The organism is Kovacikia sp. CALU 1929 (assembly GCF_056784235.1).
This window is the reverse complement of the sequence record NZ_JBXBCF010000061.1, coordinates 14,107-39,287: the sequence shown is the minus strand read 5'-3', so window position 1 is coordinate 39,287 and position 25,181 is coordinate 14,107. Positions and strand designations below refer to the sequence as shown.

19 protein-coding genes and 1 other RNA gene are annotated in these 25,181 nt (G+C 49.5%); 8 read left to right on the top strand and 12 right to left on the bottom strand.

All coding sequences use genetic code 11. The features are described from left to right. The first annotated feature begins 315 nt into the window (after positions 1 to 315). Entirely contained in the window at positions 316 to 3,105 is a 2,790-nt protein-coding gene (treY, locus tag AC1S52_RS09640) for a malto-oligosyltrehalose synthase (protein WP_482028780.1), read from the top strand. A 62-nt stretch (positions 3,106 to 3,167) separates the two neighbouring features. Here the strand turns inward: treY and AC1S52_RS09635 are convergent, their stop codons facing one another. Next, positions 3,168 to 4,034 carry an SDR family oxidoreductase gene (locus AC1S52_RS09635; protein ID WP_482028779.1) on the bottom strand — a complete coding sequence of 289 codons (867 nt, stop codon included), beginning with the start codon at positions 4,032 to 4,034 and terminating at the stop codon, positions 3,168 to 3,170. A gap of 195 nt (positions 4,035 to 4,229) precedes the next feature. After that, positions 4,230 to 7,610 carry a GAF domain-containing protein gene (locus AC1S52_RS09630; protein WP_482028778.1) on the bottom strand — a complete coding sequence of 1,127 codons (3,381 nt, stop codon included), beginning with the start codon at positions 7,608 to 7,610 and terminating at the stop codon, positions 4,230 to 4,232. 720 nt (positions 7,611 to 8,330) lie between these two features. Between AC1S52_RS09630 and AC1S52_RS09625 the strand changes: the two genes are divergently transcribed. Further along, positions 8,331 to 8,705: a response regulator gene (locus AC1S52_RS09625; RefSeq protein WP_482028777.1), complete on the top strand. Its 375-nt coding sequence runs from the start codon at positions 8,331 to 8,333 to the stop codon at positions 8,703 to 8,705. A 38-nt stretch (positions 8,706 to 8,743) separates the two neighbouring features. On the opposite strand, the gene AC1S52_RS09620 is transcribed toward AC1S52_RS09625, so the two are convergent. Together AC1S52_RS09620 and AC1S52_RS09615 are read right to left on the bottom strand one after the other, a co-directional pair. Continuing rightward, positions 8,744 to 9,031 carry a hypothetical protein gene (locus AC1S52_RS09620; protein ID WP_482028776.1) on the bottom strand — a complete coding sequence of 96 codons (288 nt, stop codon included), beginning with the start codon at positions 9,029 to 9,031 and terminating at the stop codon, positions 8,744 to 8,746. Positions 9,032 to 9,212: 181 nt separating this feature from the next. Beyond that, a complete protein-coding gene (locus AC1S52_RS09615; protein ID WP_482028775.1) occupies positions 9,213 to 10,490 on the bottom strand; it encodes an aminotransferase class I/II-fold pyridoxal phosphate-dependent enzyme in 1,278 nt (425 codons plus the stop codon). A gap of 508 nt (positions 10,491 to 10,998) precedes the next feature. On the opposite strand from AC1S52_RS09615, the gene AC1S52_RS09610 reads away from it, so the two are divergent. From AC1S52_RS09610 to AC1S52_RS09590, 5 genes are all read left to right on the top strand, one after another. Next, positions 10,999 to 11,496, top strand: coding sequence for a sterol desaturase family protein (locus AC1S52_RS09610; protein WP_482028774.1), 498 nt, complete (start codon positions 10,999 to 11,001; stop codon positions 11,494 to 11,496). A gap of 132 nt (positions 11,497 to 11,628) precedes the next feature. Further along, a complete protein-coding gene (locus AC1S52_RS09605) occupies positions 11,629 to 11,961 on the top strand; it encodes an Mpo1-like protein (protein WP_482028773.1) in 333 nt (110 codons plus the stop codon). Positions 11,962 to 12,077: 116 nt separating this feature from the next. Continuing rightward, positions 12,078 to 13,478 (top strand): amidohydrolase family protein, encoded by a 1,401-nt coding sequence (locus AC1S52_RS09600; RefSeq protein ID WP_482028772.1) that lies wholly within the window; start codon positions 12,078 to 12,080, stop codon positions 13,476 to 13,478. A 208-nt stretch (positions 13,479 to 13,686) separates the two neighbouring features. Beyond that, on the top strand, positions 13,687 to 14,955 hold the full coding sequence (locus tag AC1S52_RS09595; protein ID WP_482028771.1) for an FtsX-like permease family protein: 1,269 nt from the start codon (positions 13,687 to 13,689) through the stop codon (positions 14,953 to 14,955). Positions 14,956 to 15,365: 410 nt separating this feature from the next. Then, positions 15,366 to 16,124 (top strand): ABC transporter ATP-binding protein, encoded by a 759-nt coding sequence (locus tag AC1S52_RS09590; protein WP_482028770.1) that lies wholly within the window; start codon positions 15,366 to 15,368, stop codon positions 16,122 to 16,124. 248 nt (positions 16,125 to 16,372) lie between these two features. Here AC1S52_RS09590 and AC1S52_RS09585 read toward each other — a convergent pair whose 3' ends face one another. The 4 genes from AC1S52_RS09585 to AC1S52_RS09570 are packed head-to-tail and all read right to left on the bottom strand — an operon-like array spanning position 16,373 to position 20,358. After that, complete coding sequence (locus AC1S52_RS09585; protein ID WP_482028769.1) at positions 16,373 to 17,746, bottom strand: GH1 family beta-glucosidase; 1,374 nt, start codon at positions 17,744 to 17,746, stop codon at positions 16,373 to 16,375. 27 nt (positions 17,747 to 17,773) lie between these two features. Then, the gene (locus tag AC1S52_RS09580; protein WP_482028768.1) at positions 17,774 to 18,451 is read right to left on the bottom strand and encodes a TIGR04283 family arsenosugar biosynthesis glycosyltransferase; all 678 of its coding nucleotides are present in this window, start codon (positions 18,449 to 18,451) and stop codon (positions 17,774 to 17,776) included. Next, positions 18,448 to 19,092: a TIGR04282 family arsenosugar biosynthesis glycosyltransferase gene (locus AC1S52_RS09575; RefSeq protein WP_482028767.1), complete on the bottom strand. Its 645-nt coding sequence runs from the start codon at positions 19,090 to 19,092 to the stop codon at positions 18,448 to 18,450. The genes AC1S52_RS09580 and AC1S52_RS09575 overlap by 4 nt, the downstream gene beginning before the upstream one ends. Positions 19,093 to 19,119: 27 nt before the next feature. Beyond that, a complete protein-coding gene (locus AC1S52_RS09570; protein ID WP_482028766.1) occupies positions 19,120 to 20,358 on the bottom strand; it encodes a methyltransferase domain-containing protein in 1,239 nt (412 codons plus the stop codon). Positions 20,359 to 20,616: 258 nt separating this feature from the next. Here AC1S52_RS09570 and ssrA point away from each other — a divergent pair. Continuing rightward, positions 20,617 to 21,007, top strand: a transfer-messenger RNA (tmRNA) gene (ssrA, locus tag AC1S52_RS09565). A 42-nt stretch (positions 21,008 to 21,049) separates the two neighbouring features. Here the strand turns inward: ssrA and AC1S52_RS09560 are convergent. From AC1S52_RS09560 to AC1S52_RS09545, 4 genes are all read right to left on the bottom strand, one after another. Beyond that, a complete protein-coding gene (locus tag AC1S52_RS09560; RefSeq protein WP_482028765.1) occupies positions 21,050 to 21,454 on the bottom strand; it encodes a hypothetical protein in 405 nt (134 codons plus the stop codon). A 527-nt stretch (positions 21,455 to 21,981) separates the two neighbouring features. Continuing rightward, positions 21,982 to 22,458 carry a hypothetical protein gene (locus tag AC1S52_RS09555; RefSeq protein ID WP_482028764.1) on the bottom strand — a complete coding sequence of 159 codons (477 nt, stop codon included), beginning with the start codon at positions 22,456 to 22,458 and terminating at the stop codon, positions 21,982 to 21,984. Between the two features lie 239 nt (positions 22,459 to 22,697). Continuing rightward, the gene (locus AC1S52_RS09550; protein ID WP_482028763.1) at positions 22,698 to 24,329 is read right to left on the bottom strand and encodes an MFS transporter; all 1,632 of its coding nucleotides are present in this window, start codon (positions 24,327 to 24,329) and stop codon (positions 22,698 to 22,700) included. 133 nt (positions 24,330 to 24,462) lie between these two features. Further along, entirely contained in the window at positions 24,463 to 25,134 is a 672-nt protein-coding gene (locus AC1S52_RS09545) for an alpha/beta hydrolase (protein ID WP_482028762.1), read from the bottom strand. Between the last annotated feature and the right edge of the window lie 47 nt (positions 25,135 to 25,181).

Sequence of the window (25,181 nt, the reverse complement as noted above, 5' to 3'; positions counted from 1 at the left end):
GCCTTGCCTGGACTAGAGTTGAGAACCGCTTCAGAGAATCTCCCTTTGGGCAGGTTTCCTTAACTTTGTGAGAAAAGTATTTTGAGTAAGGGCAGGGTTAGGGAACAGCGTACCGGCAACGGGACACAGGGCACGGAAGGTTGTTAATCCTTAGTAAAGGATGGGAAGAGGAGCAGTAGAGGTTTGCTGGCTGCCAATGACTAATGACCAATGACTAATGACTAACACCTGACACCTAACACCTAATACCTGACACCTACTAGCACCTTTCCCCCTCATTCCATCTCCGAATACCAGTCGTATCCTTTGCCAATCATGAGAATTCCAACTGCAACTTACCGGCTCCAGTTTTATGGTGGTTTCCCATTTGAGGCTGCCCATAAGCTGGTTCCCTATCTGGCTGATTTGGGAGTTTCGGATATTTATGCCTCCCCGATCTTTAAAGCTAGGGCAGGCAGCACCCACGGCTATGATGTGGTCGATCCGACCCAGCTTAATCTAGAGGTTGGAACGCCAGAGCAGTTTGATCAATTGGTTGAAACGCTTCAGCAACGTCAAATGGGTTGGTTGCAAGACATTGTGCCGAATCACATGGCTTATGATTCTGAAAACCAGTTTTTGGTAGACATTCTAGAGAACGGGGCTGATTCGGAGTTCTTCGATTTTTTTGACATTGAGTGGAATCATGCCTACGAGAGTTTTAAAGGTCGAGTATTAGCTCCCCTATTGGGCAATTTTTATGGGGAATGTCTGGAGAATGGCGAAATTCAGCTTAAGTATGATGAAACAGGTTTAAGCATTCACTATTACAGCTTGCGGTTACCAGTCAGAATTGAGTCTTACGCTCTCTTCGTTACCTATCACCTGGGGCAATTAGCGCGATCGCTGGGGCGCAAACATCCCGATTTCATCAAATTGCTGGGCGTGCTTTACCTGATCAAAAACATTCCGTCTGAAACCAAAGGGCGAGAGCGGTATGACCAGATTGCCTTTGTCAAAGGCTTGCTATGGGAGCTGTATAGCCAGAACTCGGAAATTCAAGAATTTTTTGATGCCAATGTAGTTGCCTTTAACGGCGAACCGGGAAACCCTGAGAGCTTTAACGGGTTAGATAGTCTCCTCTCTGAGCAGTTTTACCGCCTCTCCTTCTGGAAAGTGGGGGCAGAAGAAATTAACTATCGACGGTTCTTTACAGTCAATGAGCTGATTTCGGTCAAAGTTGAAGAACTGCGTGTCTTCAACAAAACTCACTCGTTTATTGAACAGGCGGTTAATCGCGGAAAAATCACGGGACTGCGAATAGATCACATTGATGGTCTTTACGATCCGACCCAATATCTGGAACGACTGCGGGAAAAAGTAGGAGACACCTACATCACCGTCGAAAAAATTCTGGAGCTGGATGAAACCTTACCTTCCCACTGGCAAATTCAGGGGACGAGTGGCTATGAGTATCTGAATTATCTGAATGGTTTGTTTTGCCAGACTGACAACGAACAGGCAATTCAAGAGGTCTATACCCGGTTTACCGGCTCCCGCATTTCCTTTGATGAACTGGTGGTCGAAAAGAAGCATCTGATCATTGAGAAAAACCTGGGGGGGGATGTGGATAATCTGGCGCAGCGGCTAAAGCGCATTGCTGGTCAGACTCGAAAAGGGAGTGATTTTACTGCCTATGGTTTAAAGCGGGCGCTGGTGGAGGTACTGGCGCTGTTTCCCGTCTATCGCACTTACATTGCCTCTCAGGAAGTCAGTGAGGAAGACCGGATCTATATTCAAGTCACCGTTGAGAAGGCAAAAGGGGATATTCCCCTGTTACTGAATGAGTTGCATTACATTGAATGTTTGCTTTTGCGGGAGGATGAAGAGCACCTGACGGAGGAACAAAAGGAGGAACGGCTGCACTTTGTCATGAAGTTTCAGCAAATGACGGGACCCTTAATGGCAAAGGGCTTAGAGGATACCGCGCTGTACATTTTCAACCGGCTCCTGTCCCTAAATGAAGTCGGAGGGAACCCTGGTCATTTTGGCATTACAGCGGAACAGTTCCATGCTTTTAACCAAAAGAAGTGCGATCGCTGGCTCCATGCCATGAACGCGACAGCCACCCACGACACTAAACGGGGGGAAGATGTGCGGGCACGGCTAAATGTCCTGTCTGAAATTCCTGCCGCATGGGAGCAGCAGGTGCAAGGGTGGAGCGAACTAAACCAGGCAAAAAAAACTCAAATCCAACGAAGGGCACTCCCCGATCGCAACGACGAGTATTTCCTCTATCAAACCTTGATTGGGGCATTTCCTTTTACCGAAGCAGAGTTTCCTGAGTTTGTGCAGCGGGTCAAAGATTACGTCGTGAAGGCAGTCAGAGAAGCAAAAGTACATACGGCATGGCTACGTCCTGACAATACCTATGAAGAAAGCTATCTCCAATTTGTGGAAGGCATTCTGCACCATGAGGAATTTTTGCAGGCTTTTCGTCCGTTCCAGCAGCGGGTGGCTGAATATGGCATGTTCAATTCCCTGGCTCAAGTGCTGTTGAAAAATGCCTCACCGGGAGTGCCTGACCTGTATCAGGGTAACGAGCTATGGGACTTAAGCCTGGTCGATCCAGACAACCGTCGTCCCGTGGACTATGAACGCCGCATTGCGTTTTTGCATGAGATTCAGGAACGGAGCAAGAGTGATATCTTAGGTCTGATTGATGAAATGTTGGCTGTAAAAGAGGATGGGCGGGTCAAACTGTTTTTAACTCACCGAATTCTGCAAGCTAGAAAAGCCAATTTAGACCTGTTTCAGACAGGAGACTACCAACCGCTAGAAGTCACTGGCAAATTTGCGAATCACGTCATTGCCTTTGCCCGCCAGTACGAAGGGCAGGTAGCGATCGCGATCGCCCCCCGATTTCTCACTTCCCTGATACAGCCCGGAGAGTTGCCCCTGGGAGAGCCGATCTGGCAGGATACGCAGATTCAGTTATCAGCTAAAATGCCAGCAAACTGGACCAATGCGATTACGGCTCAGTCCTTACGGTGTGAGGAGACACTTTCCATGGGAGCGGTACTGCACCATTTCCCAGTGGCTCTGCTCCTATCCAATCCCAGGTAGCGAGACAACCAAGACCTCCGAGGTTTTGAAAACCTCGGAGGTCTAAACCTGCCCCCTGAATACTACCCGTTCACCACTTCACCCCCATTGGGATGCAGGATTTGACCCGACATATAGGACGAGTCATCCGATGCCAGGAACACATAACTGGGGGCAACTTCTTCAGGTTGTCCTGCCCGTTGCATCGGTACCTGTTTGCCGAAGCTGGCAACCTTTTCTTCTGAGAAGGTAGATGGAATCAGAGGTGTCCAGATTGGACCGGGAGCCACCCCATTCACCCGAATTCCCTTTTCCACCAGGGATTGGGACAGGGAACGGGTAAAGGCAACGATCGCCCCTTTGGTCGTTGAATAATCCAGCAGTTGGGGATTGCCCTTGTAAGCCGTCACCGATGTTGTGTTGATGATCGTCGCGCCTTGCTGAAGATGGGGCAGAGCTGCCTTGGTCAGGTAGAACATTGAAAAAATATTAGTGCGGAATGTCCGCTCTAGCTGCTCCTTAGTAATGTCCTCAATGCTTTCCTGGGGATGCTGTTCGGCAGCGTTGTTCACCAGAATATCCAGCTTGCCAAAGGTGCCAATGGTTTCCTGAACTGCCTGCTGACAAACCGACTCCTCGCCAATGTCACCGGAAATCAATAAGCAGCGTTGTCCCTCCTGCTCAACTTCTTCCTTGGTTTTCTTTGCATCTTGATGCTCGTTCAGGTAGGCGATCGCTACATCTGCTCCTTCCTTCGCATAAATCAGAGCTACGGCACGACCAATACCGCTGTCGCCTCCGGTAATCAGGGCGACTTTTCCCTTTAACTTGCCACTTCCCTGATACTGACGATCCTCTGACCGGGGCTTGGGAGACATTTCAGATTCAATTCCGGGTCGCTGTTCTTGGTGTTGAGGCGGCTGTAGCTGTTGGGTTTGAGACTGAGCCATTTTATCTCTCCTGCTGAGTAAAAATCAATTGTGGTTGTATAGCTTCTGATCGGGTTGGGCAGAGGTGGAGGGGTAGATGGTTGGCTGAAATAGTAGTACCTTAGCGAGCATCCTATCGGTCGGAACCAGCAGAGAGGCAGATCCTTGAGCGGGTGTTCCTCATCCCCAGGGCTTGCTAAAAATTAGGAATGGTTTTCACAAATATTTCATCAACATCAGCTCTAACTGCCCTATATCAAGGGGCTTGCTGAGATAGTCATTGGCTCCAGCCGCAATGAATTTTTCGCGATCGCCAGCCATCGCCATCGCCGTTACCATAATCACGGGAATATCATCCAGCATCGGTTCGCTGCGGAGTTGAACTAGCAGATCTAATCCGGTGAGATCGCTCGAAAGCTGAACGTCTAACAAAATCAGGTCGGGTTGAAACATTTGAACCCGCTTTAGGAAATCGATTGCATTGGGCAAATGGTCTACCTGGTGTCCCGTTGTCCGCAGATAGTCCTGCAACAGGGTGGCACTCAACTCATCGTCTTCAACAATAAAAATCCGCCCACTTTTGGACGTGAGTTTGGTCATAAAATTGACCTGACCTGGATGGGCTAGGCTAAAGTCTAAAGAGGCTGATGGATTGGGAGCGTCGGGTAACGAAAGGGTAAATCGACTGCCCTCACCCTCGGTAGACTCAACCGTAATATCCCCCCCATGCAGGCGGGCTAGATTACGAGAAAGCGCCAACCCCAAACCAGTTCCGGCATACTGGCGATTCAGTTGACTGTCCAGTTGAGAAAAGGGACGAAACAGCAGTGGTAGCTTATCCGCAGGAATGCCAATGCCTGTGTCCACGACGGTAAAGGTGATGCCCTCAGGCTGTTTCTCTACAATTAAGGACACCTTACCCGTTGGGGTGAATTTGATCGCGTTAGAGAGCAGGTTTAGCAGAATTTGCTTCAGCCGCCTTTCGTCTGCAAAGCAAGTTTTGGCAGCGGGATCGATGCGGCTACCCAATTGCAAACTACGCTCACAGGCTTGCTCCCGCACTAATGAGAGGCAGTAATTACAAAGATTAGAGACAGTCAGAATGGCAGGCACAATTGCCTCTCGTCCGGCTTCGACTTTTGCTAGATCCAAAATATCGTTGATCAGTAGCAGCAGATGTTCCCCACTACCGTAGATGTGCTCAATGTATTCCGACTGTTTGGGGTTGAGGGTGCCAAAAATTTGGCGCTGCAACAGTTGGGATAGCCCCAGAATGGCATTCAGGGGAGTCCGTAGTTCATGGCTCATGGTTGCCAGAAACTCACTTTTTGCCCGGTTTGCAGCTTCTGAAACCAGTTTTTCTTGCTCCAGTTCCCAGGTGCGCTCTTTGACTAGTTGCTCCAACCGCTCATAGCTTTGGGCGTTATAAAGGGCGATCGCTGCCTGATCCGCAATTCTTTTCAGCAGTTGAATTTCGTCATTAGTAAAAGTTCGGCTCTGGACAACGGAGTGAAGGGTCACCATCCCAAATAACCGTTCTCGGATAAAAATAGGAACGGAGAGCAGTGACTGAACATGCATCTCTTCCACCATCCGGCGACGGGTTGCGGTGGATGCATGCTGGCGGTAGTCAGGGGCATGAAAGATCCCCAATCGGTAAAAGTCAGCGTCAGGGTTGAGTAAATCGGGGAATTCGGTCATAGGCACCGAGAAGTGGAGTAGGGTAGGCAGATGGTCACTTGCTCGCCATTCATGGCAAACCTGCACCTGTCCGTTAATCGTATAGATGAGTACCCGGTCAACCGCAAAACAGTGCCCTGTGCGTTCCACAATCTCTTGCAAAATGTGTTCTGGGTCGAGGCTGGAGTTAAGAGCATGGCTGATCTGGTTCAATAATTCTTCGCGCCGTGCCTGTTGCTGCACCTGGCTGAATAGCTGTGCCTGTTGAATGGCGATCGCGACCTGGGTCGCCAGTTGCTCTAAAAACTCCACTTCAAACGATTGCCACTGGCGGCAAGCAGAGCATTGATGGACTGCCAGCACCCCCCAGATTTGCTTTCCCTGGGAAATGGGCACCACCAGCTTAGCCTTCACCCGCAGCTGCTGCATAAAACACAGATATTCATCAGGCAGCCCTTCCCGATTGATATCGTGGACGATCGCAGTTAGCCCCTGCTCGTAAATTGCTTCACTGTCGCGATACCAGACCCGGTGAGAATTAATTTCGTCTTTAAGTGCCCATGCCTCTGCAACGGAATCAGCGACCAACACCCCTGAATAGGCTTCATCAAATCGGTAAATCAAAACCCGGTCGGTTTGCAAAAACTGCCTGACCTCAACCACCGTGCGGCTTAGGATTTCATTCAGGTCAAGGGACTGGTGAATACTAAGGGCGATCGCCCCCAGCAATCGATCCCGCTCATCCTGCTGCCGAATCTGCATCTCAGCCCGTTTGTGTTCAGTGATGTCCCGCCCGGTTGATTGATATTCAACAAACTGACCCTGCTCATCAAACAGCATTCGATCGGTCCACTGCATCCAGCACATCTCTCCATTGGGTTTTCGGTACAGATTCTCATACGCCACTACAGGATTCTGAGGACTCAGCCGACCGATCTGGTGAAGGATTTTTGACCGTTCCTCTTCTGGAACCAGAGTCAGAAAATTATGCCCGATCAGATCCTCACGGGTTCGGTGGTGATACCGACAGTAAGCATCATTCACAAACGTCAGAATACAACCCGGGACAAATCGACAGATCATTTCCGTTTGATCTTCAATAATTGCCCGGTAGCGCGACTCACTCAGGCGTAGTGCCTCGGCTGAATGTTTACGTTCTAAAGCAAGGGAAAGTGCTGTTGCAGCAGCCTCCAAGAGGGTGACTTCTGAAGCTTCCCAGGAACAGGCTTCAGTACAATTGTCAAAACCAATGAAACCGAAAAACTCACCCTGAATCAAGAGCGGCAAAATTAGAATTGACAAAATATTTTGCGGTTCTAAAACCTGGCGCTCCAGTTCTGGAAAGTCTGTAACGATGCCAGAAATAGGGTTGTTTTGAGCAAGGGCTTCTGCCCACCGGGGGAAGTGATTCTCATAGGGCAGGGATTGTAGTACAGGATTGTCAATTTCGGGAAGAATGCCCTCGGCGCACCACTCAGCACGCTGGTTCATGAGTAACCGCCCGGTTTCATCCCGGCTGTTAGTAAAAACATAAATCCGACTTGCCCGCCCAACTTGCCCCAACGGCTCCAAAATAGTTGAGTAAATTTCCTGTTCAGTATCAGCACATAACAACCGGCGCTGCACCTCAACTAATGCTGTTAAGTAACGCTCTCGTTTGGCGATCGCCGCTTCCGCCTGTCGCCGCTCCACAATTTCTGCTTGCAGGGCTGCATTGGTGGTTGCCAGTTCCTCGGTTCGTTGGTTAACCCGTACTTCCAGTTCATCCCTGGTTCGATCCAGCAATTGGGCTTGCTGCCGTAGCGCCTCAGCCTGCTGAAGTTGAGTTTCCAAACTGGCAAAAATTTGCTGCAACGCCTCAAAAGCCGTGTCATCCCGGCAATATTCACGCAGGGTTTTGAAGATTTCCAGTTTCATCCCATTTCCTGAGCATATCCACCCAGGGTGATACGGTTTCCAGGCGGCATGTTAGAGCATTGATCCGAGTCAGTGCCTTGAGAGTCAAGGCTTTCATAAGACATCCGTGGCAGCCTTGTATTGATCTATACGACTAATCTCTATAGCTAATTTGCCGCTAATTTCACTCGATTAGGGATTTGCGGACTTAATGATTCTGCAAACTGTAGGTATGGCTGAACAGTGCAACCCTCAATTGAATGGACAATATTGGTAAACCCACCCCTAACCAAAGCTCGAAATCACTTCACTCCCCATCCTAAAAGCTGCAATGGCAAATCATGTATCGGCAAGAAGAATGGATCCAGACCCATGTGGGTGATTTAGTAGTCCTAAAACCTCACCAACTTAAAAACCCATCGTTTTTCCTGGAAAAATCTCCAGTTCTCAATCTGGATCAGGTTAAAGAGGATTATGAGAATAGATGACTTCCTAAGGAAAAATTCCTGTGGAAGCTTTTCTACAGTCTGATTAGCATTGTTATTCTAGAAAGAATTCTGCTGAAAGTAATCCGAAAAATTCCTGGATTTAGTCCTGGCGTTGGGACTAGAGGATCGATACTCACTGGGCTTGCTGTTAATTACCCAGTCGTACAAAGGAATTATTTCATATATCTTCTCTGGTTCTTCCCGATTGGGTGCTAAGGTCACCGCTAAAGTCCGAGCGGTATCCACAGAGACGATGAGCAAAAATATCCTGATTGTTGATGATGAAGAAGACGTGCGGGCGATCGCCAAGCTTGGATTAGAAATGGGTGCTGGGTGGAATGTGTTGACTGCCAGTTCTGGGCAAGAGGGATTAAGGATGGCAGCAACTCACCAGCCAGATGTGATTCTGCTAGATATGATGATGCCAGAAATGGATGGACGAGCCACGCTCCAACGCCTCAAGGCAAATCCCCAGACCCAACTTATCCCAGTCATTCTGGTAACTGCCAAAGTCCAAGGGACTGATCAAAATCACTTCGCCGATCTAGGAATTGCCGCTGTTTTTGCCAAACCCTTCCGACCTCTGAAATTAGCGGAGCAGATCCGGGCAGCCCTTAGTTGGGAGTAGCTGTTCAGAGGTGAAATTTTTCTTTGGCAGAAATTGATTTAATTACCTGGTTTCTGATCCTCTAAATCAAGATTCGTCTTCGTGGGAGCGGAAGGCGCGGAGTCAACGGTGTCTTCAGACACGGATGGGCTGTCAGATTCTGGAATCGGAGTTAGTCGGGTGAATGGCAATGGTTCATCCATTGGCATGGTTGTACCTGTAACCATTGCCCGCTGAAATTCATCGGGTGACCATTGGGCATTCTCAGCCAAAGGGATAGGTTGGGGGGCGGGGGGTGAAGGAGAGCCAGCATTATCCTGTGCTGTTGCGCTGCTATTTAGCGACACAGCCCACGAACCTAAAACTGCTGCTGTAAAAAGCAGGGGAGACCCTTTTAGACAGCAGCATTTAAATAAATCAACCACAGGTTTTAAGGAAAGAAAAAACTATAGTTCTCTTCCAAGATTATCGAAGAATAAGGGGGCAATGCCAATCCTTTGGAATTGGGTATCAGGACTTTTCCATCCCTCAAGCGCTAATCGTTGGCTTATAAGCCAGATCGCGTGCCTTAACCATCGCAGAAACCAGGCTGTCTATTTCCTCTTTAGTGTGGAGGGCATTGACTGTAATCCGGATTCGAGGCTTGGCAATGAACCAGATGGGAGAGACCCAAATGCCATAATCCAAAAGCTCTCTGGCATAGAGTTTAGGATTAAGCTCTGGCGGTAAAATGACTGGAACGACATTGGTTTCGCCGATCGTCAAAAAATCATTGGCAGCCAGACACGATCGCAAATAACGGGTATTGTCCTGTAACCGCTTGACCCGTTCAGGAAACCGGCGTACCAAGCGAATGCTCTCCAGTGCCGCTGCCGTCAACGGAGGAGCCAGAGAAATCGTGCCAATTGAGGTAGGGGACACGTTCAATAAGGGCTTTAGCTCTGCCACATGGGTGCTAATGGCAGCCCCCGCTGAAGCAGCAAACTTTGAGAAGGTGGTCATAATCAGCGGAATCACTCCCCGCTCGATCGCATGCTGGGGCAGCAAGTCAAAATACTCATAAATGCCCCGTCCTGTTGCCCCAATGGCTCCACTGGCATGGGCTTCGTCCATTACCAGAACGCTACCCTCGTACTTGCTCATTACGTCAATCATGTCGGGGAGGGGAGCAATATCCCCATCCATGGAGAAAACAGCATCGGAAACAACCAGAATCCGGTCATCCGGACGGACGTAGCGTTGCAGTTTGCGGGCAAGATCCTCTGGATCGCAATGACGGTAAGCCCGCACCCGCACCCGGGGACTGTGACCAAATAGCTTGCCAGAGCGAGTTCCGGCATTAGTCACGGCTGAAACAATACAACCGTGGTTCAGGACATCGGTCAAAATCAGCGCTTCACGGGTATGTTGAAATTCCGGCACCGGAATTGCCAGATGACAAAAAGCATCCATTAGCGCCTGCATTGCCATCCAAGCGTTGATAAAAAGCTGGGTATGGGGCAAATGCTTAAAAGCAGAAATCTCGTCCTCAAGCTGCCGGTGCAGCTCAATCCGACCACTTAATACAGAGCAGGAACTGTTAGACGTTCCGTACTGCATGATAGAGTTGATTGCTGCCTGCTTAACCGATTCCTCCTGAGTCAGTCCCAACACGTCATTGGTACAGAAGGTCACAACAGTCTGGCGCTTGCCCGTGGTAGCTTCTTCAATTTCTACAATATTGCCTTGCTTGCGATGACAGATATACTCGTCTGGATCGAGTCCACTCTCGTACCAGCGCTGGACGTACTCCTTAACAACTTGCACAGTTAACTCCTCTCACCTTATTTGCTTAGATAGCCAGCCACACGCTCACCAGTATATTTGCCTATCTGAAACATTTGCTATCTGGACTGACAAACAACTCATCCTGTCGTAAGAAACTATGGACGCTCTGACTCCGATCTTTGTTGCCCCTATATAGCGTTTCCTTTCTGGGTGAGGTACATCTCATCTGTTTAACTCAACGATTCTACGGCTATCCAGGTACCTCTACTGGATGCAAAAATGCTATTTCAGGTCTAATCCGCAGGTGGCATAAGCAGTGTAGTTATTAATGACATCAATCCGATTCTTAACTTGGTGTGAATCATAACACTTAACTTTTCATTACAAAAGCCAAAGGAAGGGAATAGGGGGGAGGGGATGAGGGGAGAGCGGGGATGAGCTACGGGGAAGGGGACAAAGTGCCGAGAGTCACTAAAAAAGGGTGACAAAATCTGAAACCATCCGCTAATGTTCTCAGTGCAGGTGTGTAAAAAATGGGGAGGAGCTTGTGTTAACGAAGTTGGCTGTGGGAGTTAGTTTTTTTGCGATCGCCTTTGTTCTGGCGAGTCTAGTAGAGTATTGGGTGCATCGGTGGATGCATGTCTCGCCTCGTTTCGGGCAACGCCACCGTGACCACCACCGTCGGAATGAAGGTCAGGGGGTTCTGTGGGAGTTCCTTGATTACCTGAAAGGGACCATCATCATCATGCTACCTATGTTTCTGGTTTCCCTGGAAGCAGGCATTGGCTGGACCTTGGGTGGAGTAGGTTATGCCGCCTTTTCCTCCTATGCCCATCAGCTTCAACACGATAACCCAACCCGGTGTTTTTGGATGAAAATGCCAGTCCACTATGTTCACCATAAGTACAACATGTGGCATCACAACTTTGGTCTAGGGGTGGACTGGTGGGATCATGTCTTCAAAACCTACCAGTCGGTTGAATGGCTGACAGAGCAAGAGTTGAGCCAGCCAGAGCAGAATTATTGGCAACTGCGGTGGTGGTAAACTCCTGTCCCCGGATACCGTCCCTCTCCTTATCCGCGAATCCCAAAAAAAAACGATCACTCCCTCTCTCTTCCTGCTTCCTGTGGTATTGTTCCAGAAAAATGTTTCAGGTTATAACCACAAGGAGAAGCTTTGAGCTATTTCCAGGAAGCAAAAGCCTATTTTGTTGCGGCTCACCAGAATCCGATCAATCAGGCTTTGCACCATTTGACTAACGTTTTAGCGATCGCCGCTGCCGTTTTCCTGTTTTTTGACTGGCGGATCACGCTCATTTGTCTGGTTTTGACCCAGATTTTTGCGATCGGTGGTCACATCTTATTTGAGAAAAACGAACCTGCCTTCATCAAATACCCCGGTGGCATTACCATCCTGGCATCTCTCTCCTGGTCGCTTGACCACTGGTTTGGTTTGCGTCAGGTATTAAACTACTTCAGTCACAAATCCGAAACCGAGATCAGGGAATAGAGTTATCCGCACAAAAGGTTCTGATTCTGTGCAGACGTAATATATTACCTCTGCACTAGCTTTTTTTGACTTTCCCCTGAATCCTGACCCCCATCCCATCACTTTAAGGAAAAATTATGTACGACGGTCTGCTAGTCATTGATGCCGATGCCCATAAGCTCGAAAATCCCCTGGTGTTGCGCGACTACGTTGAGCCAGAGTATCGCAACCGGGTAGGTCTGATTGTGGACGACCTCGGTGATCAGCGGGCAAGAATTCTGGATTATAATCCAGCAACGGGGGAAAACGATTTAGTACAAATGTTTCCCCGCCCACGAGGGTTAAGCATTGGTGTGTTTCGGGGACTCCATCCAGAAACGAGTATGGGAGCCATGTTCAACCGGGTACGGATTGAGCATATGGATCAGGAAGGTATTGATGTGCATGTGATTTACGGCACCCTAAACCTGATCTTTCCCAGCATCATGGACAAAGATTTGGCGATCGCCCTCTGTCGTGCCTATAACAACTACATTGCGGATGACTGTCGGGGTTACGATAATCGGCTCAAAGGGATTGGTGTTCTGCCCCTGCAAGATGTAGAAGAAGCGGTCAAAGAAATGCACCGCTGCATCAATGAACTGGGCATGATTGGGGTTGCGGTTCCGCCCAATCTACCCATTCCCCATCCTGATGCGCCAGAGGCATTTCCCAAAATTCGTACCTGCAAGGCAATTAGTCACCCTGACTTTCGCCCCATCCTTCAGGCAGCCGTTGACCTGGATATTGCCCTTGGCATCCACGGGAGCCCTGGCAGCTTCATGATGAGTGGCATTGCCGATCACATGGAAACCTTTGTGCTCAGCCATATCTTTGTGCAGCGGAACCAGCAACAGCACGCCCTGGCTCGAATGGTGTTTGACGGCGCGTTTGAGGAATTTCCCACGCTGCGGGTTGGCTTTCTAGAAGGGGGCTGTGGCTGGTTGCCTGACCTTGCCCACGCGATGCATGAACATTGGGAAAAGCGCATCCGCGATTTTGACCCTAAAAACCCCTACCGTCCCTCGCTGATGGAATTCACCAAGCTAATGATCCAGGAGCGGGGAACCCATGCCAGTACCAATATCATCAGTCAGGCAAAAAACCTGTTCGATTTGCTGTGGACCGCAGACAAAGATCCAACCAAGCTGGATGATGCTAGCCTCTACGAACATTTCCATATTCGTCACCGCGACCCAATGGAATATTTTGAACGGGGACAGATCTTTGTTTCCTTTGAATCCGATGACCCCAGCCCTGCTTACCTGCCCATCGGCATGGGTGAAGTGGGCAAGCAGGTTGCCTGTTTCTCTGGTGACTATGGGCATTGGGATGGGGTGTTGCGCGGCTGCGTCAAAGATGCCGTCACCGTTGCAGACTACGATCGCAACCACCTCAGTCTGCTTCTGAGTGGAAACGCCCTGGCACTCTATGGCGATCGCCTGCGCCAGTCTCTCCCCAGCTATGTGACGGGTTCTCCCAGTCTGGCAGTAAGGTGAGGGGTTGTTAGTTGTTAGAGGGGGGAGGGGCAGAGGAGCAGAAGAGCGAGGAGGTGAGAGAAAACTCTCCATTCCCCACTTCTCAACTCTCAACTCTCAACTCCCCACTCCCCACTCTCAACTTTCCCTCTAACTTCTTCCCCCAAGTGAATGCAGGTGGGAAAATCTCTAAGATGTAAGGAGTGTTGTGTCCCTGATTGTTTGATCTATGGCTTCGATCGCCCGTAAAAATTTATTTGAGGATATTCCCCGTTTTCTGGTCGCCCAGGCAGGCATTATGTTTGCTGTCAGCCTGATTACGATTCAGAAGGGAATTCTGGATGGGTTTAGCCATTCCACGGTTCGTCTGATTGAGCAGTCGAGTGCCGACCTTTGGGTGGCTGATAAGTCGATGGAGTTTTTTGAACTCACCTCCTCTCTGTCGGTTGAGCAACTGCTTACGGTTCGTGGAAGCCAGGGAAAACCAGGAGTTAAGGGGGTTGAACAAGCTGAGGCATTATCCATCCAGGGAACTCGATGGCGTTCTCCCAATGGACGCATTGATAACGTCCGGATCTTTGGCTTTAACCCGGATGGCAAGTTGTTTGGTCAAATGAGGATGATTGAGGGTCAGGTCAGCAGCCTCAAACAGCCCTATACCTTGATTACTGACCGCTCCAACATTGGCGTACTGGGGATTGACAGGATTGGGGAAACAGGAGAAATTTCCTCGTTACCTGCAACCATGACTGGATTGAGCCGGGGCACTCAATCAATGGCATCCAGTCCCTACGTGTTTGCTTCACTAGAGTCTGCCAATGCTTACTTGTTTGGAGGACTGTCTGCCAGGGTAAACTGCAAAGTTGAGGCGGGTGACCTCCGCTGCCTGAATGAGTTTGAATCTGTTCCCAAATCTGGCTCTCAAACGTTTGATGTGAAACCACCCCGGAAGCTCAACCTGTCAGATCCCATCACTTATATCCTGATCAAAGCGGCTCCTGGTCAAGATATCCAGGAACTACGAAAAAATTTGGAACAGGCTTTACCCGGCACTCGCGCCCACACCACCGAGGAACTGGCTAGTCTGACCCGTGCTTATTGGCGAGAGCGGACTGGGGTTGGGTTTATCCTGGGATTAGGTGCAGCCGTTGGCTTTGTTGTAGGGGTGGTGGTCGTCAGTCAAATCCTTTATTCCTCTGTGTCGGATCACCTCAAAGAATTTGGCACCCTGAAAGCAATGGGTGCTTCTGATTGGGTGATCTACCGAGTTATTACGGAACAGGCATTGTGGATGGCAATGCTTGGTTATCTCCCCAGTATTGTGCTTTGCTTTGGCTTAGGTGCATGGACGGTGGCAACCCGGGGAATCATGATCTTAATTACACCCGCTACTGCCTTTGGAGTATTTGGGATTACTGTGATTATGTGTGTGGGATCTGCCCTGTTTGCCATTCAAAAAGTGACCCATATTGATCCGGCGATCGTGTTCAAAGCCTGACCTCACCGATCTCAATCAACTGGATGAGGAGTTTACCCTCCAAACCCCTATCTGAGAAGCCTGGAGCGCAAAGCCCAGACTGACATCCAAAAAGGTTTTCAACAGCTTTTTAATTCCATCTGAATGGGGGAGGTTTACGAACAAATTTTCTTTACAATGTTTAAAAGCCACTAAAAATTAAGCCTTCTGTACTTTTAGCTTCCGGATTAGGCTTTATTCTTTATGAATCCACCTTGACTTTCCTGTCGTTACTTATGTCTCCATGCCAATTCCATAAGAGTCTTTACAGAGCAAGGGATTAACGCCTTACCTGGAAAATCTCATCTTATGTATAAAAGAATTGGTGCCCGTTCACTCCACTCTTGTTCTCTTCTCACCACTTACCTCTTACATATGTATCTAAAAAGCAAATGACTGCTTCCAAAACTAGATTAGTAGACAGTGTGAAAGAGCCAGGTCAAGAAATTTCTCCCCTAATTGCTGCCAGCCCAGCAGACTCTCCTGCAATCGTAGCAAAGGGGATTGAGATGGTTTTCCGCTCTGGTTTAGAGCTTTCTCCTGTGCTGCATGGGATTGACCTGGAGATTCAGCGAGGAGACATCCAGGTTTTGATGGGACCCTCTGGGTCAGGGAAGACCACGTTGTTATCCATTCTGGCTGGGATTTTGACTCCAACGGCTGGTATCGTTCGGCTGCTGGGGCAGGAAATTACCAGCATGTCGCGCGATCGCCTGTCTAAGTTTCGTTTAGATAACATTGGCTTTATCTTTCAAGGATTTAATCTTTTCTCCGCTCTCACGGCTGCTGAGAATGTAGAAGTCGCGCTGAAAGTGAAAGGTCTCAAAGGCGCGGCTGCGCGACGGCAGGCACTGGAGCTATTGGAGCAGGTAAGGCTGGTAGAAAAGGCGAATCAGTTGCCCCGAGAACTTTCGGGTGGGCAAAAGCAACGGGTGGCGATCGCCCGTGCTCTGGCAGGTGATCCTCAACTGATCATGGCGGACGAACCCACTGCCTCGCTTGATTCCCACAATGGTCATGCGGTGATAGAACTGTTGCGCCACCTGTCAAAAGAGTCAAACCGCACCGTTCTGATTGTGACCCATGACCCGCGCTTGATTGATGTGGCAGACCGGGTAGTTTATCTGGAAGATGGCTTACTGCGGAAGTAGAACAAGTGGTAGCAGGTGTCAGGTGTCAGATGTTAGGGGAAAAAAGCGACAGATAAGGAATTTCGCTTTCTAATTGGTTCTAAGCCTCATGGCTACTGCTATAGAAGGGTGAGGGAGAAGAGGATGGAAGATAGTAGGTCAATAGAGATTTAGGTGGGTAGAGGTCCAATCTAACCTCTACCTTCTACTACCTACCCTTCCCTTTTTCTCTCAACCCTCAACTCAAAACTTTTAACTCTCAGTTTCCCCTAAACGGCTCGATTTTGCCGGATGCACTCCTGATACCAGCGGAAGCTGGCTTTGGGAATGCGCTGTTGAGTTTTGTAGTCCGTGTAAAGGATGCCGAATCGGCGATCGTAGCCCCACGCCCATTCAAAATTGTCGAGTAGGCTCCAGAGAAAATATCCCCTTACTGGATAGCCCTCATCTACTGCCCGATGGACAGCTTTCAAGTACTGGCGTAGATAAAGAATGCGCTCCAGATCAATCACTTCTCCCTGGTCATTTACCGTATCGGGAGCCGCACAACCGTTTTCGGTCACTATCAGAGGCAGTTCAGACTTGCCTAAGGTTTCGCTAACATGGCGGGCTGCCCAGTAGAGGGCTTCGGGTAATATCCAGAGCCAGGGCATATGCAGACGGGGATAGTTTTCGCGGAAGTCGAGAAGCTCATATCCCTGGCGGTTGTTCGCTGCACGGACATAAGTGCCACTGTAGATATTCAGCCCCAACCAGTCGAGGGGTTGGTGAATGGTTTCCAGGTCGCCCTCCCGAATATCGGGAGCCTCCGCTCCCAACTGTTCTAGCAACGCTGGACTGTATGCCCCGGTCAGTATGGGAAAGATAATGCCACCATTACTGCCGCAGGTGTGGAAGGCTTTTTGGGCGGCAGCAATATTTTCTGGAGATTCGCTGATTGGAACCGTGACGGCAAAGTTATCGACCAGGGAAACGGTACAGGCACCGGGAGAAGCGGCGCGGATTGCCTGACAGCCCAGCCCATGAGCCAGTGCTGCATGGTGGGAAGTTTGCCAGACTTCCTTAGGGGAGCGAACGCTAGTACCAGGAGCATGGGGTGGGGTGGCTTTAACGGCATAGCCCATGTGGGTAAAGCAAAAAATTTCGTTGAGCGTCATCCAATCAGTGATGCGATCGCCTAACCGACTGACCACCGCTGTCACATAATCCCCATAGTCCGCCGCCATTTCTCGACTGCGCCAGGATCCGTAGCGGTCTTCTAATGCCTGGGGACTGTCCCAGTGAAACAGGGTGGCATGGGGGGTAATGCCGTGATCCCGCAGGCAGTCTACCAATCGTCGGTAAAAATCGACTCCCGCTTCGTTGACGGTACCGCGCCCATCGGGAATGATGCGTGACCAGGCAATACTAAAGCGGTAGTGCTGGATACCCAGTTCTGCCATCCACTTCACATCCGTCTCATAGAGATGGTAGTGGTCACAGGCGATCGCTCCCGTTTTCCCGTCGTGAGTTCGTCCGGGTTTAGCGCTAAAGGTATCCCATACACTGGGCTTGCGTCCAGCTTCAGAGGCTGCCCCTTCAATCTGGTAGGAGGCAGTGGCAGCGCCCCATATAAATCCTTCGGGAAACTGGTAGCTGGTCATTTTGGATTCCCATTCTTGAATGCAAATTTAACCACGACGATACCATCGGGCGATTGCCTCTGGCGGCACGCGCAAAAAATAGGCAAGCAGCACCAGTTGATTCACCAGGGTTGTTTTTAGGATGCCCAACTGCTGCCAGCGGCGACCAGAGGTACAGACCGCGACAGGGGCGATCGCAATCTTGCCTAGCCGCCTTAGCCGCCGGACCAGTTCAAAATCTTCCATAATCGGCAGGTCGGCAAAGCCACCGATGGCACGAAATACGGAGGCTTGGACGAAAATTGCCTGGTCGCCGTAGGGTAGTTGAAACAGGCGCGATCTCCAGTTCACCCCCCATTCCACCAGTCGCAATCCCCACCCCTGACCGTCGATTTGTAACTCAAACGCCCCTGCCACCACGCCTGGTTGAGCCAGGGTTTGCCCAACCAGTTGCTGAAAGCTGTTGGGGAGTCGCGTATCCCCATGCAGAAACAGAAGGGCATCTCCACCTGCCGCCTTTGCGCCCAGGTTCATTTGATGGGCACGACCCGGATTTCCCTGGAGCAGCTTGACTCCCAGGGAACGGGCAATTTCAACCGTAGGATCTCGACTGCCCCCGTCTACCACAATGATTTCAATCCCATCTGTGACCTGGATATGGCTCACAGTCTGCCCTAAATTGTTTGCTTCATTCAAAACTGGAATCACAATCGAAATGTTTGTCACGTTGGTTGCCCACCTTCCTTGCCCCGACCGTTAACCCGCTCCCAAATTGCTAAATCTTTCGGGTAGTCTACATCCGAAAGCAGGGGCAGGTAAGCGATCGCCAGTCCCAGGCGTTCTGCAATTTCCACCGTTTGTTGTAAAACCTGAGCGGTACTCCAGGCGATTCCTTGAAAAATTTCTGGGATGAACTGGCGTAAACCCACTAAGTAGTAACCTCCATCCATTGCCGCACCCAACACCAGATCCTGCTGCCGAAGTTGATCAAATGCCTTTTGCAGCAGGATCGAGTCCAGATCCGGGCAGTCTGTGCCAATGATGACGACCCGGGTGCTGCCCGCATCGAAAGCAGCCTGGGTAGCCTGGATCAGGCGATCGCCCAAACCCCCTGTTGCCTGCTCCTGATAACTCAGATCCTTTCCCAACCAGGACTGCATTTGGGCAAAATCGCCACCCACAAACCACACTTCTAGCCTGACTGCATTAGCGGATTGGAACTTCCTTGCCTGAGCCAGGGTATGCTCCGCCATGTGGCGGTAAAGTTCTGCTGCCCCCTCCGCTCCCAGGGCTGGAATGAGGCGGGTTTTCGTGGCTCCTGGTACAGGATAGCGGGCAAACAGGATGAGGCGATCAGAGATAGCCATAGGGTAGGAGAAGACCGATGCGCTGGTTTAACAATGACTACTGCTACTACTACTGCTACTACTACTGCTGCTACTGCTGGGACTGCAACAAGCACTGCCCGTATCCGTTTGGGTCACCTGGTACTCTGCCCCTTTAGTTTCACGGGGATGGCGAACCTGGTCACGGGAGCAGTCAAATACAGCGGCTGACTCTAACGAAATTTCTTCGTAGGGGCTGATGGGAATCATTTCCTGGTGGTAGGGACCCTTGGGATCCGTGTAAATTTTGAACGTCTTCTCACAAACCGCCATACGCTGTCCGCGATACAGGGTATGTCCATCATCATCCTGCACTGCCTTCCAGGGACCCTTGTACACCACTGCCTGATTCCGTTCCCAGCAGGGCCCCTCCTTGCCCTTAAAGGCACGCACGGTCAATGAGCGAAACTCAATTCCGTCAATCACCTGCCAGGGTTCCTCCTGCCGTGCCAGAATTTCTATTCCATAAAACCCAGCCTGCTCAAACATTTGCAGAAAGTCATCTTCTCGAAATGCCCCAGCAATGCAGCCACTCCATAGGTCGGGATCGTTCAATATCGCAGGGGTTGGCGCTTCATCACAGACGATATCTGAAATCACTGCCCGTCCTCCCCGCTTCAGCACCCGGTAAATTTCCTGGAAAAGCGGCGGCTTGTCCTGGGGACGAACCAGATTCAGAACACAGTTAGAAATCACTACATCTACGCTGTCACTGGGGATCTGGGGCTGTTCTTGCCGCAGGTGATCGCACTCGGCTTCAAAGGCTGTCACCTGATCCACCACAGTAATCGGATGCTGATCCAACCATGCCTGGGCAAGTTCTAGATTAAGTGCCAAATCTTGAATCTTCCCTTTAACAAACTGCACATTGCGGTAGCCCAATTTCTCCGCCATCTCATCCAGGTACTTGCGGGACAGTGCCAACATCTCCTGGTTAAAATCTACTCCAATGACACGCCCATTCCTGCCGACTTTTTGCGCCAGGATATAACAGTTTTTTCCAGCACCCGAACCAAGATCAACGACCGTCTCGCCCTCGGAAACATAGCGAGTGGGGTCTCCACAGCCATAGTCTTTTTCAATAATCTCCTGGGGCAGATTTTCAAGATAGTCTGCCTCATACCCATCTGTGGGACAACAGAGGGCTGCTTCAGGTTGACGTGCCCCAGCTCCATAGCGCTGTAAAACCGCTTGCTCAACATCGTAGGCAACGGTAGAGGTGGGGTTAGCAAAAGCGTCTGATGTCATAGTTATCGCTGGAATCGGTGGTAAGGGGGTAGGGGCAGGAGTTTTTAGTTTTTAGTTTCTAGTTTTTGAGGAGGGATGAGTGGTGGTCGCCTTTGATGGTTTTGTAGGGTAGGGTGAAGAGTCAGTCGTCATTGGTCAGCGGTCAGTTTAATTGTAAGCGGAACCACAATTATCAACTGGAAGGCAATCTTCATACCTCAATTCCAGATTTTTCCAACAATTGCAGTTATTGTTAAGCGCTATAATGGAAAAACACATGGGGCTGTACCGGTTTCGACGTTTTGGCGAACGATACCCTGTGATGCAGGTCGAGAGCGGGCTAACTCTCGTAAATCAATGGCTCAAACAACGTACATGCGAACAACATCGTACCTTTTGCTCGTAAGCAGTCTGCTGTTGCAGTTGCCTAACAACCTCTAATTGGTTCGAGCGTCCGTCATTTGACTCCGTTAAGGATGATGGACCAACCCCCAACGGATGCCCTAGTTAACCGCCTCTGGTCGGTTACTGGTTAAGACTTTACCAGAGCATCCCACTGTCCGGGATAAGGGACAGTTCCCGCTGTGAGGGTCAGATCAGCTAAACCTGTGAATGAACGGTGTACTAATACCCAGGGCGGACACGGGTTCGACTCCCGTCAGCTCCACTTCCCCAACCCCATAGTATTGGCTAGATCGTCAACACTATGGGGTTATGGGCATCTTAAACCTGACTCCATTCGAGTCAACGCCGATTCCATAGCCGCTACCTTCTCAGAAATTGAGGCTACTGACTGAGGATTAGGAGATTGATCAGGCAGATCGTCTACGGCTTTATCCAAAGCATCATAGGCTTTCTCTAAATCTTCGATTTTTACTTCTTCCACATCCCTTGCTGATGCTCTAACGTTCCTGAAGGCGGTACTCACCCGATCTTCTGCCTGCTTCAAAGCATCGACGGTGGAGTTGCTGCTGATTCTTCTGAAAACAGCAATCGCACTGTTCAGCGTTGCCAAATTGGCACACAGTTCAGCTCGTTTTTCCCGTACAGTTCTGGTTACGCAGCTTGACACCAAAAGCAACGGTAGTAAAACAAGAACCAAATTAAACTGCTTCATGCCATAGCCGTCCCGAATCCTTTGTAAGGATAAAAAAGATTTAATGATTTCATCGTAAATATCCTGTGTGATAGGTCAAATAATTAGTCAAACAATATCTGCAATCAATCAATCCACTCATTTAAAAAAGATGTCAGGGTTGACGGGTGGTGATTTTCAATTAAGGGTAAATAAAGTTGAAAGCTTAATTTTGGAGTGTTTTCAGCTCCTTATACCAGTTCAAGATGAGCTTGCACTTACAGCAGTTTTCAGATGCGTAGACTACAGCAAAGACGGGGAGTAGGGAATCGTGTGGCTTAACCAAAAGAAAATCGCTGTAAGTTGGCGTTACTGAATGGCGGTCTGATTTTCTAGTGCAGTGAATAATTAATTTTGCAACACCGACCTATTGAAAGTGTTGGGTTTCGCTAGCGCTCAACCCAACCTACGTTGCAGAACTTTTCGGTTGCTCTACTAGAATGCCAAATAAGCTTTCAGTTCTTTCATCCGCCATCAATTCATAGTTTGAGTCAGCAGCGCTCTCAAGTTTATTGTTTACTACAACCTGAAACGCTCACCCGGTATGTAGATCCTTGTCTGCCACTGATATTGGTATTGATTTGAAATGGTTGACGAGAAGAAGCTGGAGGGTCAATTACAATCTGAAAAGGAAGCCCACCTACCAATGCAGCGCCATCCCGTCTAAAAACCTGTTCAGAGGTTTTGTCACTGTGCCGGAAATTGATAATGATGTTGTAGTTTGCGGGTACTTCTGAAGTAATGGTTGTAATATAGCGAGTGAAGTTTGTGCCACCTGGCACGATAAAATCTGTATCCCAATTATTCCTGACACCCGGAGTCACACCCGATGAGGAAACGGTTTTTCTAACTTCGTAGCCTGAACTGCCAAGCGCTCTGAAGGATACACATGTTTCAGCAGCTTTGACCGTTGAATGAGTATGGAATGGAACACTGACACCCAGTAATACAAAAAACGAGCTAAACAGTAAACGCTTAGAAATCATAGAATGCCTCATTTTTTCAAACGAAAGTAGATTATTAACAGACCTTTGGAAGACTGATTCCGGTAGATTATAGTCAACACTTATATGAAAGTCATATAGCAGCCTTAAATTATTTGTGAGAATGAGAGGCTTTGTGAGAAAGGATTGCTACGGAATCCTTTCTCACAATCCAAACAGCATTGCTATATACGCGACTTGGCAATGAAAATCTAATATTATTCGGTATGCAACCCTGCCAATCAAGCACGGCGACAGGAAGGATACTTGGGTAAGTTGATGGCAAGTAGAAAACAAATTCCTGTAAAAACCAATCCAATTAGTAGAGAGATCTTGATTCCTGAGATTGCGGCATCCAAACTAATCGATCGCATCAATGGATAAACGGATGGGGGTAGATTGTCTGCAAAAACCTTTTGGATATCTTCCCTAGCAAATGTTTGCAGCATCTCTTGTAATTGACCTATCACCTCAATCCGCTGAGCTGGTAACAACGTTTTGCCAAGCTTTTGTAAAATGCCATCGACAATGCCTTGAGAGGCAAAAAACACCAGTGCAGTACCAAGAATTCCTCTGCCCAAGGAACTGCCCAAATTCTGAATCGGATTATAAATTCCAGGACATTGGGGCTTATTGTCGGCTGAGGCGGCGGAGAACGCAAGGGCACTAATAAAAGACACAAACAAGCCTGAACCCATGCCCATGATGATCAACCCTGGCATCAGTTCCAGGGATGTCACTTGCAAATGGATGCTGTTGTAAAGGATGCCAATGCCCATAGCCAGCAAAAAAATCCCGCTACACACAATGTACTTGGGAGCGATGCGATCGCTCAAAACCTGATACTTAACCACGGCGACCAGCACGATTGGCATTGTCAGGTTATAGGGGATGACGGTCAGTGCGGTTTGAAATGGGTTCAGGGATAGGGCAACGGGGATGAATTGGTACAGGTTAAATTGCACGCCTGTTGTAATCAGGGTATGGACCATTGCGGCGAGAATCCCTAATACAAATTCTCGCTCTCGCAAAAGTCCGACGCGCAGTAAGGAAGCCCCAGATCGGTCTGCTTGCCGTCGTTGCCATAGGCCAAAGAATCCTAAAACAATCACGCCGACGGCAACTAGAGTAGGCACGATCGAAATGGCAAAGGGTGGAATCACCAGACCCGCAATGGAAACCACGCGCCTCGGTACCCACCAGCCAAATTCCCCTGCTAGACTGATGCCCATAAAAATAGAGGTCAGCCCCAAAAAAGAAAGCAACCCCCCAACCCAGTCGATTGGTTGCTCGGAGCGAATGTTCAAATTTGGCAGCGATCGCCGGAACAACATCACCAAAATCAGAATACTGAGTGAAGGCGCAAATGCCCACCGCCAATCAAGCCTGGAGGCAAGAAAGCCCCCCAGCAGTACGCCCACCAGACCACCCAGAACTGAAGCCAAAATGAGCGCCAGCGTGGCTAGTTCGGTCGAGTCTTCGTCATAGATCAAATCGGCGATCGCCCAGGGAGTGCTGATCAGGGGGGTTGCCGCTATCCCTGTGAATAGCGAAAAACTAAGGGCGAACCACCCAATTGTCGGACTCAGCGAAGTGAGCGCGATTCCAATCCCATACAGGATTAAACCACTACGAAATACGCGGGTTCGACCATAAAAGCGGCACAGATTCTCCGTTGTCGGAGCAAAGGAAGCAGTCACCAGAGAAAACACAATCAGGATGCTCTGGATGTAGCCAACGCTTGTATTCAGGTCAAGCACAATTCTGGGCATGATGGCAGGCAAAACGCTGACATTGTAGGCAACCATAAACAGCGTCAGACTGATCGCCCAGAATCCTTTATGCCTAAGTTGCAATGCCTGTCCCTGTTTCATAGAACGCCTTTGAATCCCTTATTGCTACCAGGAATAAGCAATTTTAGACATTCCCGCTTACTTTTCCCAACCCCTCATACCGCTGGAGAGGAAGAACGGTTGAAAGCCAGGGATGCAGACCGTTCATCATCCGTTACTTACTGAGGTTACTGGTATCATCAATCGCTCCTACATCAGATTCACAGGAACAGAGGGGTTCACTCAAAACTTGTTGAACCACTGCTGCCATCGTTTCCAGATAGCGCTCAACCCGTGCGCGGGTATTCCCGACCCTTTGACCAATTTCCGCTAATTTTTTACCATCCAGGTATACTTCCGGGAGGGGGTAGTTTTGCAGGAATTCCAGTAGAGAAATGTAATTATCTTCCCTGGCTGATAGAACAAGGGCGGATCTTAACGATTGAATCGGAGCAACCCGCTGGCGATTATGCACAACCTGTCCTATCTGATACAGCAGAAACTCCCCTGGAAGAGAGTTCAATGTCCTATCCAGAAACAACAAATCGACTTGTAGTTTTTGATTCAGGAATCCGCGCAGAACCTCTGGGTCGGCTCCGGCTACTCTGAGCTGAAACTGGCGTAGACGACTCAATTCTCCTGTTTCTGCAAAGGTTTGCATATCCTGAATCGAGAATTGTTCCTGCAAAGGACCATACGTGAGGATGACTCGTTCAGCCGCCAGAGTAGGAGTCCCATGGGCGAACATGCCTGCGCTGACTCCCAACAGCAAAACACGACTGAGGCATGCAAACCTGGGCACACTCTGGGTGAGCGATCGCTGGAGATACTGGAGAGACAGCAGCATAAGTTTTATCACAAAAAGGGAACGGGGAGAGATCGGGGAGCGACTCT

Coding starts and splice junctions, on each gene's coding strand:
- treY (WP_482028780.1), top strand. CDS start 316: ATGAGAATTCCAACTGCAACTTACCGGCTCCAGTTTTATGGTGGTTTC.
- AC1S52_RS09635 (WP_482028779.1), bottom strand. CDS start 4,034: ATGGCTCAGTCTCAAACCCAACAGCTACAGCCGCCTCAACACCAAGAA.
- AC1S52_RS09630 (WP_482028778.1), bottom strand. CDS start 7,610: ATGAAACTGGAAATCTTCAAAACCCTGCGTGAATATTGCCGGGATGAC.
- AC1S52_RS09625 (WP_482028777.1), top strand. CDS start 8,331: ATGAGCAAAAATATCCTGATTGTTGATGATGAAGAAGACGTGCGGGCG.
- AC1S52_RS09600 (WP_482028772.1), top strand. CDS start 12,078: ATGTACGACGGTCTGCTAGTCATTGATGCCGATGCCCATAAGCTCGAA.
- AC1S52_RS09595 (WP_482028771.1), top strand. CDS start 13,687: ATGGCTTCGATCGCCCGTAAAAATTTATTTGAGGATATTCCCCGTTTT.
- AC1S52_RS09590 (WP_482028770.1), top strand. CDS start 15,366: ATGACTGCTTCCAAAACTAGATTAGTAGACAGTGTGAAAGAGCCAGGT.
- AC1S52_RS09585 (WP_482028769.1), bottom strand. CDS start 17,746: ATGACCAGCTACCAGTTTCCCGAAGGATTTATATGGGGCGCTGCCACT.
- AC1S52_RS09575 (WP_482028767.1), bottom strand. CDS start 19,092: ATGGCTATCTCTGATCGCCTCATCCTGTTTGCCCGCTATCCTGTACCA.
- AC1S52_RS09570 (WP_482028766.1), bottom strand. CDS start 20,358: ATGACATCAGACGCTTTTGCTAACCCCACCTCTACCGTTGCCTACGAT.
- AC1S52_RS09560 (WP_482028765.1), bottom strand. CDS start 21,454: ATGAAGCAGTTTAATTTGGTTCTTGTTTTACTACCGTTGCTTTTGGTG.
- AC1S52_RS09555 (WP_482028764.1), bottom strand. CDS start 22,458: ATGATTTCTAAGCGTTTACTGTTTAGCTCGTTTTTTGTATTACTGGGT.
- AC1S52_RS09550 (WP_482028763.1), bottom strand. CDS start 24,329: ATGAAACAGGGACAGGCATTGCAACTTAGGCATAAAGGATTCTGGGCG.
- AC1S52_RS09545 (WP_482028762.1), bottom strand. CDS start 25,134: ATGCTGCTGTCTCTCCAGTATCTCCAGCGATCGCTCACCCAGAGTGTG.